The 14,845-nt window shown below is 70.2% G+C and carries 9 protein-coding genes, 1 tRNA gene and 2 pseudogenes; 10 read left to right on the top strand and 2 right to left on the bottom strand.

The features are described 5' to 3' along the window. The first annotated feature begins 1 nt into the window (after nucleotide 1). The 9 genes and pseudogenes from VSR01_RS23685 (at nucleotide 2) to VSR01_RS23725 (ending at nucleotide 8,690) form a co-directional block, all read left to right on the top strand. Nucleotides 2-550 (top strand): NuoI/complex I 23 kDa subunit family protein, encoded by a 549-nt coding sequence (locus tag VSR01_RS23685; protein WP_326451163.1) that lies wholly within the window; start codon nucleotides 2-4, stop codon nucleotides 548-550. Continuing rightward, nucleotides 547-1,176: pseudogene (locus VSR01_RS23690) on the top strand (NADH-quinone oxidoreductase subunit J family protein); the annotation flags it as partial. The gene VSR01_RS23685 and the pseudogene VSR01_RS23690, both read left to right, overlap by 4 nt. 91 nt (nucleotides 1,177-1,267) lie before the next feature. After that, a complete protein-coding gene (gene nuoK, locus VSR01_RS23695; protein WP_326453780.1) occupies nucleotides 1,268-1,651 on the top strand; it encodes an NADH-quinone oxidoreductase subunit NuoK in 384 nt (127 codons plus the stop codon). Further along, on the top strand, nucleotides 1,648-3,636 hold the full coding sequence (locus tag VSR01_RS23700; RefSeq protein ID WP_326453781.1) for an NADH-quinone oxidoreductase subunit 5 family protein: 1,989 nt from the start codon (nucleotides 1,648-1,650) through the stop codon (nucleotides 3,634-3,636). Before nuoK ends, VSR01_RS23700 begins: the two co-directional genes overlap by 4 nt. Before the next feature lie 6 nt (nucleotides 3,637-3,642). Further along, a pseudogene (locus tag VSR01_RS23705) lies at nucleotides 3,643-5,219 on the top strand (complex I subunit 4 family protein). Then, nucleotides 5,219-6,820, top strand: coding sequence for an NADH-quinone oxidoreductase subunit N (locus tag VSR01_RS23710; protein ID WP_326451164.1), 1,602 nt, complete (start codon nucleotides 5,219-5,221; stop codon nucleotides 6,818-6,820). Before VSR01_RS23705 ends, VSR01_RS23710 begins: the two are co-directional and overlap by 1 nt. A 122-nt stretch (nucleotides 6,821-6,942) precedes the next feature. Beyond that, nucleotides 6,943-7,803 (top strand): zinc metalloprotease HtpX, encoded by an 861-nt coding sequence (gene htpX, locus VSR01_RS23715; protein WP_326451165.1) that lies wholly within the window; start codon nucleotides 6,943-6,945, stop codon nucleotides 7,801-7,803. Then, nucleotides 7,800-8,192 carry a YccF domain-containing protein gene (locus tag VSR01_RS23720; RefSeq protein ID WP_326451166.1) on the top strand — a complete coding sequence of 131 codons (393 nt, stop codon included), beginning with the start codon at nucleotides 7,800-7,802 and terminating at the stop codon, nucleotides 8,190-8,192. The genes htpX and VSR01_RS23720 overlap by 4 nt, the downstream gene beginning before the upstream one ends. A gap of 45 nt (nucleotides 8,193-8,237) precedes the next feature. Beyond that, the gene (locus tag VSR01_RS23725; RefSeq protein WP_326451167.1) at nucleotides 8,238-8,690 is read left to right on the top strand and encodes a peroxiredoxin; all 453 of its coding nucleotides are present in this window, start codon (nucleotides 8,238-8,240) and stop codon (nucleotides 8,688-8,690) included. 262 nt (nucleotides 8,691-8,952) lie between these two features. On the opposite strand, the gene VSR01_RS23730 is transcribed toward VSR01_RS23725, so the two are convergent. Beyond that, complete coding sequence (locus VSR01_RS23730) at nucleotides 8,953-9,441, bottom strand: YajQ family cyclic di-GMP-binding protein (RefSeq protein ID WP_326451168.1); 489 nt, start codon at nucleotides 9,439-9,441, stop codon at nucleotides 8,953-8,955. A 244-nt stretch (nucleotides 9,442-9,685) separates the two neighbouring features. On the opposite strand from VSR01_RS23730, the gene VSR01_RS23735 reads away from it, so the two are divergent. Next, nucleotides 9,686-9,767: transfer RNA gene (locus VSR01_RS23735), tRNA-Tyr, on the top strand. Between the two features lie 134 nt (nucleotides 9,768-9,901). Here VSR01_RS23735 and VSR01_RS23740 read toward each other — a convergent pair. Further along, complete coding sequence (locus VSR01_RS23740; protein ID WP_326451169.1) at nucleotides 9,902-13,831, bottom strand: LamG domain-containing protein; 3,930 nt, start codon at nucleotides 13,829-13,831, stop codon at nucleotides 9,902-9,904. Nucleotides 13,832-14,845 lie beyond the last annotated feature (1,014 nt).

Raw genomic sequence — 14,845 nt, forward strand, 5'->3', positions numbered from 1 at the left:
CATGGGGATCCCCGGAACCGGTCTGGCCAAGGGCCTGGCCGTCACCCTGCGGACCATGACCAAGCGGTCCGTCACCGCGCAGTACCCCGACGCGCTGCCCGAACTGCCGCCGCGCAGCCGCGGCGTGATCGCGCTGTTCGAGGAGAACTGCACGGTCTGCATGCTGTGCGCCCGCGAGTGCCCGGACTGGTGCATCTACATCGACTCGCACAAGGAGACCGTGCCGCCCGCCGCGCCCGGCGGGCGCGAGCGCAGCCGCAACGTCCTCGACCGCTTCGCCATCGACTTCTCCCTCTGCATGTACTGCGGTATCTGTATCGAGGTGTGCCCTTTCGACGCGCTGTTCTGGTCACCGGAGTTCGAGTACGCCGAGACGGACATCCTGGACCTCACCCACGAGCGCGACAAACTGCGCGCGTGGATGTGGACGGTGCCCGCGCCGCCGGCCCTCGACCCCGCGGCCGAGGAGCCCAAGGAGGTGGCCGCCGCCCGCAAGGCCGCGGAGAAGGCCGCCGCGGCCCGCCGCGAGGCGGGGGAGGACGGCACATGACCCTCTTTGCCGCCTACTCCCTCGGCGCTCCCGGCCGTCCCTCCGGCGGCGCGGCCGTCCACCTCTCGGCCGCCGCCCACCACCCCGGCTTCCTCTCGCCCACCGGCGTCGAGATCACCTTCGTGCTCGTGGGCCTCGCCACCCTCGGCGCCGCGCTGCTGACCGTCACCACCCGGCAGCTCGTGCACGCCGCGCTGTGGCTGGTCGTCGCCCTCGGCGGCCTGGCCGTCGAGTACCTGCTGCTCACCGCCGAGTTCATCGCCTGGGTCCAGGTGCTGGTCTACGTCGGTTCCGTCGTCGTCCTCCTGCTGTTCGGCCTGATGCTGACCAAGGCGCCCATCGGCCGGTCCCCGGACGCCGACTCCGAGAACCGCTGGGTCGCCCTCGGCGTCGCCGCGGCGGCCGCAATCACCCTGGTGTGGGTGGTCGTCGACGCCTTCCGCTCCACCTGGATCGACCTGCACGGCGCCGCCCAGGGCTCCTCCCGGGCGACCGGCGTGAGCCTCTTCCGGCACTGGGTGCTGCCCTTCGAGGCGCTGTCGGTGCTGCTGCTGGCCGCGCTGGTCGGCGCGATCGTGCTCTCCCGCCGCGACACCGGCGAGACCGCGAGCACCGCCGCCCCGGCCGCCCCGGGCGCGAGCCCGAGCGCCACGGCCGGCCCGAGCGTTACTGTGCGCGGCCCCAGCGCCGCCGCCAGCCGGCCGGCAAGGAGAACTGATGCACCTCGCCTATCCCGCCGTCCTCGCCGTCCTCCTGTTCTGCGTCGGCGGCTACGGGGTGCTCGCCCGCCGCAACGCGATCCTCGTCCTGATGTCCGTCGAGCTGATGCTCAACGCCGTCAATCTCAACCTGGTCGCCTTCGACGTGTGGCTGCGCGACACCCTCCACGCCGGCCAGGCGCTCACCCTGTTCACCATCACCATCGCCGCCGCCGAGATCGGGCTCGGCCTGGCCATCGTGCTGCTGGTCTTCCGCAACCGCGGCAGCTCCGACATCGACCGCCTCACCGCCCTCGCCGACCGGCCCGGGCCCGCGCACCCCGACCCGCGCGCCGACCCCGGACCGACGGGCGACGAGGAGAAGGCCGAGGCCACCGCGTGACCCTGACCGCCCTTGCCGCGCTCGTCCCCCTCCTGCCGTTCCTCGGCGCGGTCGCCGGGCTGCTGCTGGGCCGCAGCGCACCCGGCTTCGTCCGGCCGCTCGCGCTGCTGCCCACCCTCGCGTCGTTCGCCGTGGCCGTCGCGGTCGCCGCCCGGCAGGGCACCGGCGCGCCGCACGACGCCGCGCACCGGCTCACCGCCACCGGCACCGTGCCGATCGACCTCGCCCTGCACCTGGACGGCTTCGCCGTCCTCGTCGCCGTCCTGGTCGGCCTGGTCGCCACCTGCGTCCAGCTCTACTCCGTCTCCTATCTGCGCGACGACCCGCGCTACCCGTCCTACGCCGCCCTGGTCTCGCTGTTCACCTCCGCGATGCTGCTGGTCGTCTACACCGGCGACCTGATGGTCCTGCTGGTCGGCTGGGAGGTCATGGGCATCTGCTCGTACTTCCTCGTCGGCCACTACTGGGAGACCGAGACCGCCCGCGCCGCCTCGATCAAGGCGTTCCTGGTCACCAAGCTCGGCGACGTGCCGTTCCTGATCGGCGTGTTCGCGCTGGCCGCGGACGCCGGCACCTTCCGGATCAACGGCATCCTCACCGCCGCCGTCCACCACGAGCTGACCCACCCGACCGTGGTGGCGCTGCTGCTGCTCGCCGGCGTCGCCGGCAAGTCCGCGCAGTTCCCGCTGCACACCTGGCTGCCCGACGCGATGGCCGGCCCGACCCCGGTGTCCGCGCTGATCCACGCGGCGACCATGGTGGCCGCCGGCGTCTACCTGGTGGCCCGGCTGCTGCCGGTGTTCACCGCGTCCGCCGCCGCCCTCGCGGTGCTCGCCGCGATGGCCGCGGTGACCATGGTCGGCTCCGCGCTGGCCGCCCTCGCCCAGGACGACATCAAACGGGTGCTCGCCTACTCCACCATCGGCCAGCTCGGCTACATGGCCGGCGCCCTGGCCGTCGGCGACCGCGACGCCGCCGTCTTCCACCTCCTGTCCCACGGCGCCTTCAAGGCCCTGCTGTTCCTCGCCGCGGGCGCGGTCATCCACGCCGCCGGCACCAACTCCCTCACCGCGATGGCGCGGACGGGCTCGCTCGCCAAGCGCGCCCCCGACGCGATGTGGACGATGGGCATCGCGCTCGCCGCCCTGGCCGCGCTGCCGCCGCTGTCCGGCTTCTTCTCCAAGGAGTCGGTGCTGCGCGCCGCGGAGCACGCCTCCTCCGGCGACACCCCGCTGGTGCCGTCCGCGGTCGGCTGGACCGTCCTCGTGGCGGGCCTGGCCACCGCGGTGCTGACCGGCGGATACGCGACCCGGCTGTTCCTGCTCGCCTTCCGCGGCAGCGGCCCGCAGGCCCCCGACCACGGCAGGCAGCCGGCCGCCATGACCGGTGTGCTGTGGGTGCTGGCGGTGCCGACCATCGCCTTCGGCGGCCTGGCGTACCGCGAGCTGCCCGACTGGTTCGGCGGCGCGCCGCTCGGCCCCACCCTCGTCACCGGGGTGCTCGGCACCGGGCTCGCCCTGGTCGGCGTCGCCGTCGCGTACGTGGCCTGGCAGGCCACCGCCGCGGTGCGCCGCGCCCACCCGATGGGCGCCGTGGTCGCCGAGCCGGCCGACGCCGAGCCCGAGCGCGTCGAGGCCGAGGCCATCGAGGCCCACGCCCGGGTGTACGGCGACATCGCCGCCTCCGACGACCCGGGCGACCCCGGCCGGCTGCTGCTCGGCCCGCTGCACCGGCACGCCGCCCGCGGCTTCCACCTCGACGCCGTGTACGCGCTCCTCTTCGTCCGCCCGGTGCTCGCCGCCGCGAACCTGGTCCGCTTCCTGGACCGCGACGTCGTGGAGACGTACGTCCGCGGCGCCGGCGGCCTGCCGCGGCTGCTGGGCGCGGCCGTCCGCCGCGCGCAGACCGGAAACGTCCAGACATACCTCAGCGCGCTGCTGGCCGGTGCGGTCGTGCTCGCCGTCCTCGTCGCCGTCGGAACGTGAGATCCCGTGAACGACACCGCACTCCAGTACCTGCTCGCGGCGATCCTCGTGCTGCCGCTGCTCGGCGCGGTCGCGGCGCTGCTGCCCGCGCCCCCCGGACTGCGCGGCCGCGACCCCGGCCAGGCCGTCCTGCGGCACGGCGTGACCGTCACCGGCGCGGTGCTCGTGCTCGTGCTCGTCCTCGCGGCCGGCTTCGACCACGACCACCCGGCCCGGATGCAGGCCACCACGGACCTCGACTGGATCCCGGCCCTGCGCATCCATCTCCACCTCGGCGTCGACGGCATCTCGCTCCCCCTTCTCGTGCTGACCGCGCTCCTGACCTTCCTGTGCGCGCTCTACTCCTACTTCCACATGCCGGAAGGCCCCTCGCCCAAGGCCTTCGTGGCGCTGATCCTGCTGCTGGAATCGGGCACGCTGGCGACCTTCGCGGTGCTCGACCTGATGCTGTTCTTCCTGGCCTTCGAGACCGTGCTGATCCCGATGTACTTCCTCATCGCCCGCTGGGGCGGGGAGACCGCCCCGAGACCGCGGGCCGGGCCGCACTGCGCTTCATCCTCTACACCGTCCTCGGTTCCGTGATCATGCTGCTCGGCCTGCTCCTCATCGGCGTGAAAGCGGGCACGTTCGACATGGTGGCACTCGCCACTGACAACGGGTCGTCGCTCGGTCACTCCACGCAACTGATCGCGGTCCTCGCCATCGGCCTCGGCCTGGCCGTGAAGGCCCCGATGTGGCCGCTGCACAGCTGGCTGCCCGACGCGCACACCGCCGCGCCGACGGCCGGCTCGGTGCTGCTGGCCGGCGTCCTGCTGAAGATGGGCACCTACGGCCTGGTCCGCGTCCTGCTGCCGATGGCCCCCGACGGCATGCACACCTTCGCCCCCTACCTCGCCGCCTTCGCCGTCGTCGGCATCGTCTACGGATCGCTGGCCTGCCTCGCGCTCGCCCGGCAGGGCAACGGCGGCGACCTCAAGCGCCTCATCGCGTACTCCTCGGTCGGCCACATGGGCTTCGTGCTGCTCGGCATCGCCTCGCTCAGCCCGGCCGGCGTGAACGGCGCGCTGTTCGCCAACATCGCCCACGGCCTGATCACCGGCCTGCTCTTCTTCCTCGTCGGCGGACTGAAGGACCGGTACGGCTCCAGCGACCTCGACCACCTCGCCGGCCGCACCGGCGCCGCGCTCTACGGCCGCGCGCCCCGGCTCGGCGGCCTGCTCGCGTTCGGCGCGGTCGCCTCGCTCGGCCTGCCCGGCCTGGCCGGGTTCTGGGGCGAGATGCTCGCGATGTTCGGCGCGTTCAAGCCCGGCGGGAACCTCAGCAGGCCCGCCTACCTCACCTTCACCGCCGTCGCCGCGTTCGGCACCCTGCTCACCGCCGCGTACCTGCTGACCGTGGTCCGCCGGGTGTGCATGGGCGAGCGCGCCACCGCCGAGGCCGTGCCCGCCACCGCCGACGTCCGCGGCTACGAGTTCGCCGCGTGGACCCCGCTGGCCGCCCTCACCGTCGTGGCCGGCCTGTGGCCCGCGGTCCTGCTCGGGCTGACCGACCCCGCCGTACGCTCCCTGCTCGGAGGCAACTGATGCCGTCCCTCGTGCAGTCCGTCGACTGGACGGCGCTGACCCCGGTGGTGATCCCGGCCGGCCTGGCCGTGGTGGTGCTGGTCGCCGACCTCTTCCTGCCCGAACGGCGCAAACCGCTGCTCGGCTGGGTGACCGCGGCCGGCTTCCTCGCCGCCGGGCTGACCCTGATCCCGCTGCGTGACGGCCACCGTGCCACCTTCTGTCAGACCCCGGGTGCATCCTGTGCTCAGACCGCTTCCTACGCCGCCGATCACTTCACCCTCGTCCTCCAGGTGCTGGTGCTCGGCGGCGGGCTGCTCACCGCCCTGCTGTCGGTGACCGCCGGGTCCACCGACGCGCCCGTCGCCCCGCAGTCCGGCAGGCGCGCCCAGGCGCCCGCCGGGGAGTACTGGTTCCTGCTGCTCTCCTCAGCCGCGGGCGCCGCGCTGCTGCCCGCCTCCCGCGACCTGATCACGCTGATCGTGGCGCTGGAGGTCACCACGCTGCCCGCGTTCGCCCTGGTCGCCCTGCGCCGCGGCGACCGCACGGCGAGCGAGGCCGCGCTGAAGTTCTTCCTGTCCTCGGTCACCGCCACCGCCGTCTCGCTGCTCGGCATCAGCTTCGTCTACGCCGCCACCGGCACCGTCAACCTCTCCGGGGTCGCCGCGGGGCTGACCCACGCCCCCGGCCAGCTGGACCACCTAGCCAAGGTCGGCGCCGCCCTCACCCTGGTCGGCTTCGCCTTCAAGCTGGCCGCCGCGCCCTTCCACTTCTGGGTGCCGGAGACCTACGCGGGCGCCCCGCTGCCCGTCGCCGCGTACCTCTCGGTGGTCGGCAAGGCGGCCGGCTTCTCCGGGCTGATCCTGGTCACGGTGATCGCCTTCCGGCCCTACCACCATGTGTGGGGCCCGGCGCTGGGCGTGCTGGCCGCGCTGACCATGACGGTCGGCAACGTCGGCGCGCTGCGGCAGAGTCCGGACGCCGAGCGCGGCGCGGTCCGGCTGCTGGCCTGGTCCTCCATCGGCCAGGCCGGCTACCTGCTGGTGCCCATGGCCGCCGCCTCCTCCGCCCACGACCCGGCGCACGAGATCGGCGCCACCGTCGCGTACGCGCTGATGTACGGCGTGGTGAACCTCGGCGCCTTCGCCGTCGCCGCGCTGGTGACCCGCGGCGCCCCGGCCGGGCGGCTCGCCGACTACCGCGGCCTGTACGCCGCGCGGCCGCTCGCCGCGCTCGCCCTCGGCTTCTTCCTGCTCTGCCTGGCCGGGCTGCCGCCGGGCGTGGTCGGACTGTTCGCCAAGGTCGTCGTCTTCTCCTCCGCGGTGGGCGCGCAGCACGGCTGGCTCGCGGTGATCATGGCCGTCAACGTGGTGATCGCACTCGTGTACTACCTGCGCTGGACCGCGCTGCTGTTCACCCGACCGGGGGACGCGGACGCGGGCTCCGGGACGGCAGCGGGCGCCGGGGCGGGTGCCGAGCCCGTACGCCCAGGAGCCGCGGCGGCGGTCGCCGGCACCCCCTTCGCGCTCGGCGCGGCCATCGCGCTGACCGCCGTTACCGGACTGGTGCTGTCCGGCGCACCGCAGATCGTGCTGAGATACGCCCAGGGCACTCTGCTCTGACCAGCCGCTACGCCGGCGCCGCGGGGACGCGGGGGAACCGGCGGCGCTCAGGTGGCGTTGGCATGGGTAGGAGGTTCTCCTGAAGGGGGAGGGTCCCCCGCCGCAGAATTTTGGAGGGCGCCGTGCACAGCCGGCACAACGGGTTGAAGACCGCCGTACTGCTCGGCGTTCTGTCGGCCGTCATCCTGCTCATCGGCAGTTTCTTCGGCCGCACGGGCCTGATCATCGCGCTCGTCGTCGCCCTGGGCACGAACGCGTACGCGTACTGGAACAGCGACAAGCTGGCGCTGCGCTCCATGCGCGCCCGGCCGGTCAGCGAGATCGAGGCGCCCGGGCTCTACCGGATCGTGCGCGAGCTGTCGACCAGCGCCCGCCAGCCCATGCCGCGGCTGTACATATCCCCGACCGAGGCGCCCAACGCCTTCGCCACCGGCCGCAACCCCCGGCACGCGGCGGTGTGCTGCACCGAGGGCATCATGGAGATCCTGGACGAGCGCGAGCTGCGCGGCGTGATCGGCCACGAGCTGAGCCACGTCTACAACCGCGACATCCTGATCTCCTCGGTGGCCGGCGCGCTGGCCTCGGCGATCGTCTTCCTGGCGCAGTTCGCGATGTTCATCCCCATCGGCCGCTCGGACGACGACGACGGCCCCGGCATCCTCGGCATGCTCATGCTGATGATCCTCGGCCCGCTGGCCGCCTCCCTGATCCAGCTCGCCGTCTCCCGCTCGCGCGAGTACGAGGCGGACGCCTCCGGCGCCCGGCTCACCGGCGACCCGCTGGCGTTGGCCTCGGCGCTGCGCAAGCTCGACGTCGGCACCAAGCAGCGTCCGCTGGCGCCCGAGCCGCGACTGGAGACCACCAGCCACCTGATGATCGCCAGCCCGTTCCGCCCGGGCGACGTCTCGAAGCTCTTCTCCACCCACCCGCCCATGGCACAGCGCATCGAGCGCCTCGAGGAAATGGCCGGAGGTCCCCGGTGAGGACGATCCTGAACGTCATCTGGCTGATCCTGGCCGGGTTGTGGATGTGCCTGGCCTACCTCCTGGCCGGCCTGGTTCTGTGCATCACGATCATCGGCATCCCGTTCGGCATCGCGGCCTTCCGGATCGGCATCTACGCGCTCTGGCCGTTCGGCTACACCGCGGTCGAGCGCCGTGACGCCGGCGCGCCCTCGTTCGTCGGGAACGTGCTGTGGCTGATCCTGGCCGGCTGGTGGCTGGCGCTCGGCCACATCGTCACCGGCCTGGTGCTGTGCGTGACGATCATCGGCATCCCGTTCGGCATCGCGAACTTCAAGCTGATCCCGCTGTCGCTGATGCCGCTGGGCAAGGAGATCGTGCCCACCGACCGGCCCTTCGCGACGCGCTGACGGTCGTACGGTGTGGGTATCACCCCCACGCCCTAGGAGGCGGCGATGGCCCTGCACGTCGGCGACACGGCACCGGACTTCACGCTCCCCGACCAGTCCGGCACCCCGGTGACCCTCAGCGAGAGGCTCGCCGAGAAGGTCGTGGTGCTGTACTTCTACCCCAAGGACAACACCCGCGGCTGCACCGCCGAGGCGTGCAGCTTCCGCGACAGCTACGAGAGCTTCAGCGACGCCGGCGCCGAGGTGATCGGCGTCAGCTCCGACACGGTGGAGTCGCACGAGAAGTTCGCCGGCCGCCACGAGCTGCCGTTCACCCTGCTGTCCGACCGCGGGCGGACCGTGCGCAAGCAGTACGGCGCGACGTCGCTGGGCGTGGTGCCCGGGCGGATCACCTTCGTCATCGACCGCGGGGGCGTCATCCGGCACGCGTTCTCGTCGATGGGCAACATCGGCGCGCACGTCGACGACGCGCTCGCGGTGGTCAAGCAACTCACCTGAGCGAGCGGGCCCCGGGCGGGTACGGGGGCGGGTCCGCGGCGCCGCCTGCGGGGCGACCCGTACGCGGACCGGCCGGCCCGCCCCGTACCCCGGCGGGGGGAGGGGCGGGCGTGCGGGCGTACGCCGCCGGGGCGGCCTGTGCGGTGCGCGCGGCCTGGGCAGCCCGGGTGGCAGGGGCGGCCCCGGAATGGCCGGGCGGCCCGGAGCGGCCGGGCGGCCCCGAATCGGCTGAGCGGCCCCGGAGTGGCCGGGCGGCCACCGGCTACCGGTAGTTGACGAACTGGAGGGCGAAGTCCAGGTCCTTGCCCTTGAGCAGGGCCTGCACCGACTGCAGGTCGTCCCGGCTCTTGGAGCTGACCCGCAGCTCGTCGCCCTGCACCTGGGCCTTGACGCCCTTCGGGCCCTCGTCACGGATGATCTTCGCGACCTTCTTGGCGTTCTCCTGGGAGATGCCCTCCTCGATCGACGCGAAGATCTTGTACTCCTTGCCGGACAGCTGGGGCTCGCCCGCGTCCAGCGCCTTCAGCGAGATGCCCCGCTTGACCAGCTTGGTCTCGAAGACGTCCAGGATCGCCTTCACGCGCTCCTCGGAGTTCGCCTCCATCAGGATCTTCTCGCCGGACCAGGCGATCGACGCCCCGACGTTCTTGAAGTCGTACCGCTGGGAGATCTCCTTGGCGGTCTGGTTGAGGGCGTTGTCGACCTCCTGCCGCTCGACCTTCGAGACGATGTCGAAACTGGAGTCGGCCATTGTCAGTGGGCTCCTTGGCTGTGGTTCGTACGGATCAACGGTTCGGCGCGTCCGCCCGCGGCCCCGTCGGCCCGCCGGCTCCCGCCCGGCCGCGGCCCGCGGGCCGCGCCACCCGCCAGCCTAGTCACCCGGCCGCCCCCGGACCCTGATCAATCCGGTGGCGAACCACCCCTCCGCATCGGGTATCGTTTACGTCGTCGCCACGGACCACCGCACGACGCGGACCCCCGGGGCGTCATCCCATGGCGGTATGCCCGAGTGGCCAATGGGAGCGGACTGTAAATCCGTCGGCTTAGCCTACCGTGGTTCGAATCCACGTGCCGCCACACGCCTTGAGGGCCCCTGTCCAGCGTTCGCGCTGGACAGGGGCCCTTTGGCGTGGGGCTCACCACCCGGGAGCCGTGCGAATCCGGCCGCCCGCGGCCATGTGATCATGGGAACGGACGGCCGGAAGCCGTGATCAGGAGCCCGCGTACAGGTTGTGAACCTCGTCGGCCGTGAGCGCCGCCGGGATGGTACGGACATCTGCGATGGAGCCGTTCACCTGGTTGTACGGGGCAGTGCTGCCGGCGGTGAGGTTGGCACCGATCGTAAGAGGCGCGGTCGAGTTGTAAACGGGTGTGCGGTTGAGCGCAGCGGTGCTGGCGAGAACGCCGTTCACATAGAGTGACATGACGTCCGATTCCGCATCGTAGACCGCGGTGAGCTGGGTCCAACTCCCGGCCCTTGCCTCACCACCGCGAGCTGTGGGGTATGTCGTGCTGGCCGCATCGCTTGTCGTCGTCATGAAGTACCAGGAGCCGAGGTCGGCATTGTAACCGAGGTAAAACGCCTGGTGGTTGACGGTGCCTTGGCTGAGGACGGTCTGTGTTGTCGTCAGCGAATTGAGTTTCACCCACGCCGAGGCGGTATAGCTCTGGGTGGTGTTGAGCGCCGGATTCACGGTTCGCAGGTAGCCGGTGGTCCCGTTCACGGCGACTCCTCCTGCTGTAGCGGCCGGATGATCTGCTGCGCTGGTGACTCCACCAACCGCAATGGCCGTGTTCGTGAGGTCGACGTCCGCGGTGGCCGCCGCGCTGCTGAGCGGCCACTCGTCGGAGGCTCCTGTCGTGTTCCCGACGGTGGTCGCGGCGGCGAACGCATTGACGGCAGTGGCCCCCGTGCCGTCGGACGTCTTGCCCGGTCGGACAGTCACTGAGCCTGCGCTCGTGACGGACCAGAGGTCGGCGATGCCGTCGCCGGTGAGGTCTCCGTCCGAACCGACGAGCGGAGCGGCGGTGATGGACAGGTTGCCGATCTTGGTGCCGGCGCCGATGCCCGTCAAAGTCGGCTGCGGCGGGTCGATCGGGAATCCGTCGCCGCCGACGTCGGTAGTGCCAGTCGTGAAGGTGTAAGCAGAAATGTCACCTGTACTGCGGTTACGCACCCACAGGTCGGGTTTGCCGCTGCCGGAGGCGTCTCCTGGAGAAAGCAGGTCGAAGTTCTTCCATCCAGTCGCGGCGAGACAGACAGGCTTGCCCAGCGTGCCGTCTGCCACGGTGGGGTAGAACCAGAGTCCGGCGTCCCCAGACGAGTTTGTCTCAGTGGTGAGGATACCGGTGCGGTTCCCGAACTTGTCACTCACGAGTTGCGCGTCCGACACATCGCCGAGCGCTACGACTTGAAGTGTTGTGGACCAGTCCGGGGCGTAGCCGGTGCACTCGGCACATGACGGTCGGGTCAGCTCAGATTTCTTGTCGAAGCGGCCGTCAGTGCCGGTGTTGCCCGGGTTGTAGTAGAAGTCCAATTGCGGCGCGCCGTCCTTGTGGACGACGAGATCATCGACATTGTTGCCACTGCGCAGGCTTCCGCGGTGCGCGATGCGATAGCCGTTCCAACCGTCCGCCGCCGGCGAATCTGATGACTTGGCCGCCAACGAAACCGCGGCACTGGTGGCCTGGGTGTTTCCAGGGACGGAGTGCGCGTACAGGTTGCCGTCGCTGCCGGGCAGGACGATATCAGGTGAACCGTCACCTGTGGTGTCGCCGAACCGGGGGACGGGGCCATGAGGATTCCACGGCACATAGAACGCGTAGGAGACGACGCCGGAATAATTCCCTGCATTGTCCTCGGCCTGCGCGTAGAGGATGTTCGTGCCCCAGTGAGTGGCCGGAGTGTAAAGGCCTGTGGAGGATGGCAGCGAACTGCCGCACTGCCATCCAGCGTCAGCGAGTTCCGGGTCGAAGCTCCAGCGCATGCAAGCCAACCCCGAACTCGGCCCGTGAGGTGCTGGGTCCGCTGCGGTGAATGGCACCCAGCCGTGAGCCGGTGCGTAGAGGCCGGTGGTCTGGCCGTTGCCGGCTGGAGGGAAGGTCCAGCTGAGGTTGGAAACTTGGGCCGGCGCTGTGGGGACGGTCACCGTAGGTGGAGTCAGGTCCATGCGAAAGTGGCATGTTTCGGATGGATCGGACGACAGAAGACCGTCGTTGGCCCGGGCGTTCCAAGCGTACGCGTGGCCGTCGGAGAGGGCCCCGACCGGTACGCCGAAGGAGACCGTCGACCCCGAAGCCGCGTAGCCACCACCGCTGCTGTAACCGGACGCCACGGTCGGAAAGCCGCTGACGGAGTCGTCCCAGAGATCGAAATAACCGCGGACGGATTGGGGTGGCGTAGTGGGGCTGGTCGCCACTGCCTTCAAGCTGAGCCCCTGCGCGATTCCGGGATTTCCGATGAAAGCGCGGTCAGTGGGATTGGTGGTCGCCTCGCACGGCTGAGTAGTGCCAGCCGACGCGACACCTGGGGCAGGGGACGCCGTGGGATTATCGACTACCGGAGCGTGGTCGTACTCGATGGAGATCGTTGCTATGTTGGAAAGACGTTTGAATCCATTGGCATCGGACTCGTCGCCGCGCACGCTGAAGGTGATGTGAGGCCAGCTCGAGCCCACCGCGTTCCACAAGGCGGAGGTCACCGTGTACGCGAAATCCACATTTCCCGAGCATCCAGCCGACCCCGTGCCCCCGACATCGTCACTCAGGCCCAACGACGTGTCGGTGGGGTGGTTGTTCCACGTGGTGTCGTCGCCAATTGCGTCAGGCGATTCGTACAGGCGTAGCGAATATTTGTTGGTGCAGCTCCAGTCTGCCGAGTACGTCTGGGTGAGATGAAGCGTGGCGGAATGGATGTAGGCGTGGTGAGCGGCCAAACCACTGGTCTCGAACTGGTAGTAGGTGACTTCGGTGTCCGACGGGTTGCAACTGCCGCCGTCGGGATACGTACCGCAGACGCCCACACCGGGCTGCGCTGAGTGGGATGTTCCGTAGAGGCCGTAGTTGTCACTGCTACTGGGGTGCGCCGACTCGATCCATGTCCATGTGGGGGAGCTGTTGCTCCAGGGAAGCCAACTGGGGTCGATGTAGACCGGATATTGTGTGTTGGTCCCTCGCAGAATGCCGGCGTCAGGTGTCAGGCTGACACCGTCGTCGGTCGCAGTGACAGGGATCGGGGCGCTTTGGGCCGCCGTTCCTGGCCCTTCGGTGGTGCTGGGGTCTTGGGCCGCGGTGTCCGAGCCGGCGGCAGCCCGGTTGGCAGCCTTCACGCCAGCCGACTCGGTAGCCCCTACGCTGGTCGAGTCCCACATGGTGGGGGCCGGCGCAACGAAGCTCGCGGTGCCGGATGCGTCTACGGCTTCGAGGTTGCCGAGTGCATCGGCGTGCAGGGTCAGACCTGCCCCGGTGGTGGTCAGGTGCAGTGTCGATAGGGCTGGGTTGGCGGCGGCATCGGCAGTCTTGACGACGAGTACTTCCCGGATGCCGCCCAACTCGGTCGCTGTCACGTCGAGGTCGACGCCTGGTAGCACGTCTGCGTAGTGGGCGGTGGGCCCTGTGATGTCCGGCGTCGGCAGGTCGAACGGCATGGTTACCGACAGCGACTTGCCGTCCGCATTGGAGAGAGTCGCCAAAGGCGCATTCCCACCCCCGGAGAGCTTCAGGGGGTTGAGAGGGGCCTGCGCCGACAGCATTCCGTCGGCATCCACCTGCAAGTTGGCGTTGATCGGTACCCAAGTGCCGTTGAGTTTGACCCTCGTCGGCGACACCGTGCTGTTCTGGGTCAGGGTGCCGCTCGGGTTGGCTACGGTTTGCGAGTAGGGCGTGGTGAGCGCGTCGACCAGTACCGGACCTCCCGATGCCCGCGCCTGGGCCAATGCCAAGTCCTCGGCGCTCGCGTCGGGTGGTAGGTCCGAGACGTGCCCCGTGCTCTGCCCTTGATCGCTTCCGGTGTCAGCTCTTGCAGGGCCTGCTACGTTCACCAGCGCCGCGCCGGCCAGTACGAGCGCGATGAGAGCCTCTGTGCCTGTACGTATCGGATGCTTTCGGCGAACAGCGCGTATGGACATGCCGATGCCCCCCATCGGTTCCCTCCCCTTGCGGACGTCAGACAGCGTCCGGAACGCCGCACAGTAAGCGAAGGGGGCGGACGTCCGTCAAGCACACAAGTCCGATTCATGGCGTATGTCACTGAGTGTTCCATGTGTCGTGAGTGGAGATGAGCAAAAGTCGAGTCAAGAAGTGGTCGTGGGCTGTTCCCCAGTTCGAAGCGCCCCTTACATTCAGGTCTTCTGTGGTCGCCGGGAGTGATTCCGGCGACTTACGCATGCGAGGGGGAACTCGTGGGGGGTTGGGGACGAGTGCGTCCTGCACGAATCCGGAGCGGTTCTGTCTGGGTCGGGACAGGCGCCGTCATCGCTGTAGTGGCCACGCTTCTCGGACCGGTGTCCGCCGGCGCGACAGCACCGCTGCCTTCGGCCAACGCACGCAAAATATGGTCGCCGCCGGACACCCCGTTGCCGCGCACGGCCTCCCAGCCGGGCGAAGACCTTGCGGACCCCTCGCATCCGAAGCCGCTCTACCCGATACCTGCGGAGTGGGCTGGCCCCAAGCCCGCGGCCTCAACGAGCGGGACGGCGACGGTCACGGTTCCGGCGGATTCGGTCGGTGCGCCAGGATCCGCTCGGGTCGGGCACCTGCCGGTGTGGCTCCGCGCGGTGACAAGTCCACGGACGGCTAGCGGCGCTGATGCCAAGTCGCAGGTGAGGCCGGGCGGCCGTGGCGACTCGACGTCAGCCGTCACAAAAGCGGCTCCGACGGCAGTTGGTACGCCGATCACGGTCGACGTGCTCCCATCGCAGACGGCACTGAAAGCCGGTCTTCACGGGCCTGTGATCGCAGTTTCACGAGCCAGCGTCGGCCCCGACGGCGGCGTGGAGATCGGCGTCGACGTCAGCGCTCTTGACTCCGCTTTCGGCGGCGACGCAGCTTCTCGTTCTCGTATGGTCGCTCTGCCAGCCTGTGCGTTGACGACTCCGCAAGAGCCCGATTGCCGTAGGCAGGTCCCTCTTGCTTCCCACTTCGACCCGGCCACGGAG

Origin of the sequence: Actinacidiphila sp. DG2A-62 (assembly GCF_035825295.1) — a bacterium.
Taxonomy (GTDB): domain Bacteria; phylum Actinomycetota; class Actinomycetes; order Streptomycetales; family Streptomycetaceae; genus Actinacidiphila.

What these genes read in the sequence shown, in the direction of transcription:
- VSR01_RS23710 (WP_326451164.1), top strand. Translation starts at nt 5,219, where the DNA reads ATGCCGTCCCTCGTGCAGTCCGTCGACTGGACGGCGCTGACCCCGGTG.
- VSR01_RS23740 (WP_326451169.1), bottom strand. Translation starts at nt 13,831, where the DNA reads ATGGGGGGCATCGGCATGTCCATACGCGCTGTTCGCCGAAAGCATCCG.
- VSR01_RS23725 (WP_326451167.1), top strand. Translation starts at nt 8,238, where the DNA reads ATGGCCCTGCACGTCGGCGACACGGCACCGGACTTCACGCTCCCCGAC.
- nuoK (WP_326453780.1), top strand. Translation starts at nt 1,268, where the DNA reads ATGCACCTCGCCTATCCCGCCGTCCTCGCCGTCCTCCTGTTCTGCGTC.
- VSR01_RS23730 (WP_326451168.1), bottom strand. Translation starts at nt 9,441, where the DNA reads ATGGCCGACTCCAGTTTCGACATCGTCTCGAAGGTCGAGCGGCAGGAG.
- VSR01_RS23685 (WP_326451163.1), top strand. Translation starts at nt 2, where the DNA reads ATGGGGATCCCCGGAACCGGTCTGGCCAAGGGCCTGGCCGTCACCCTG.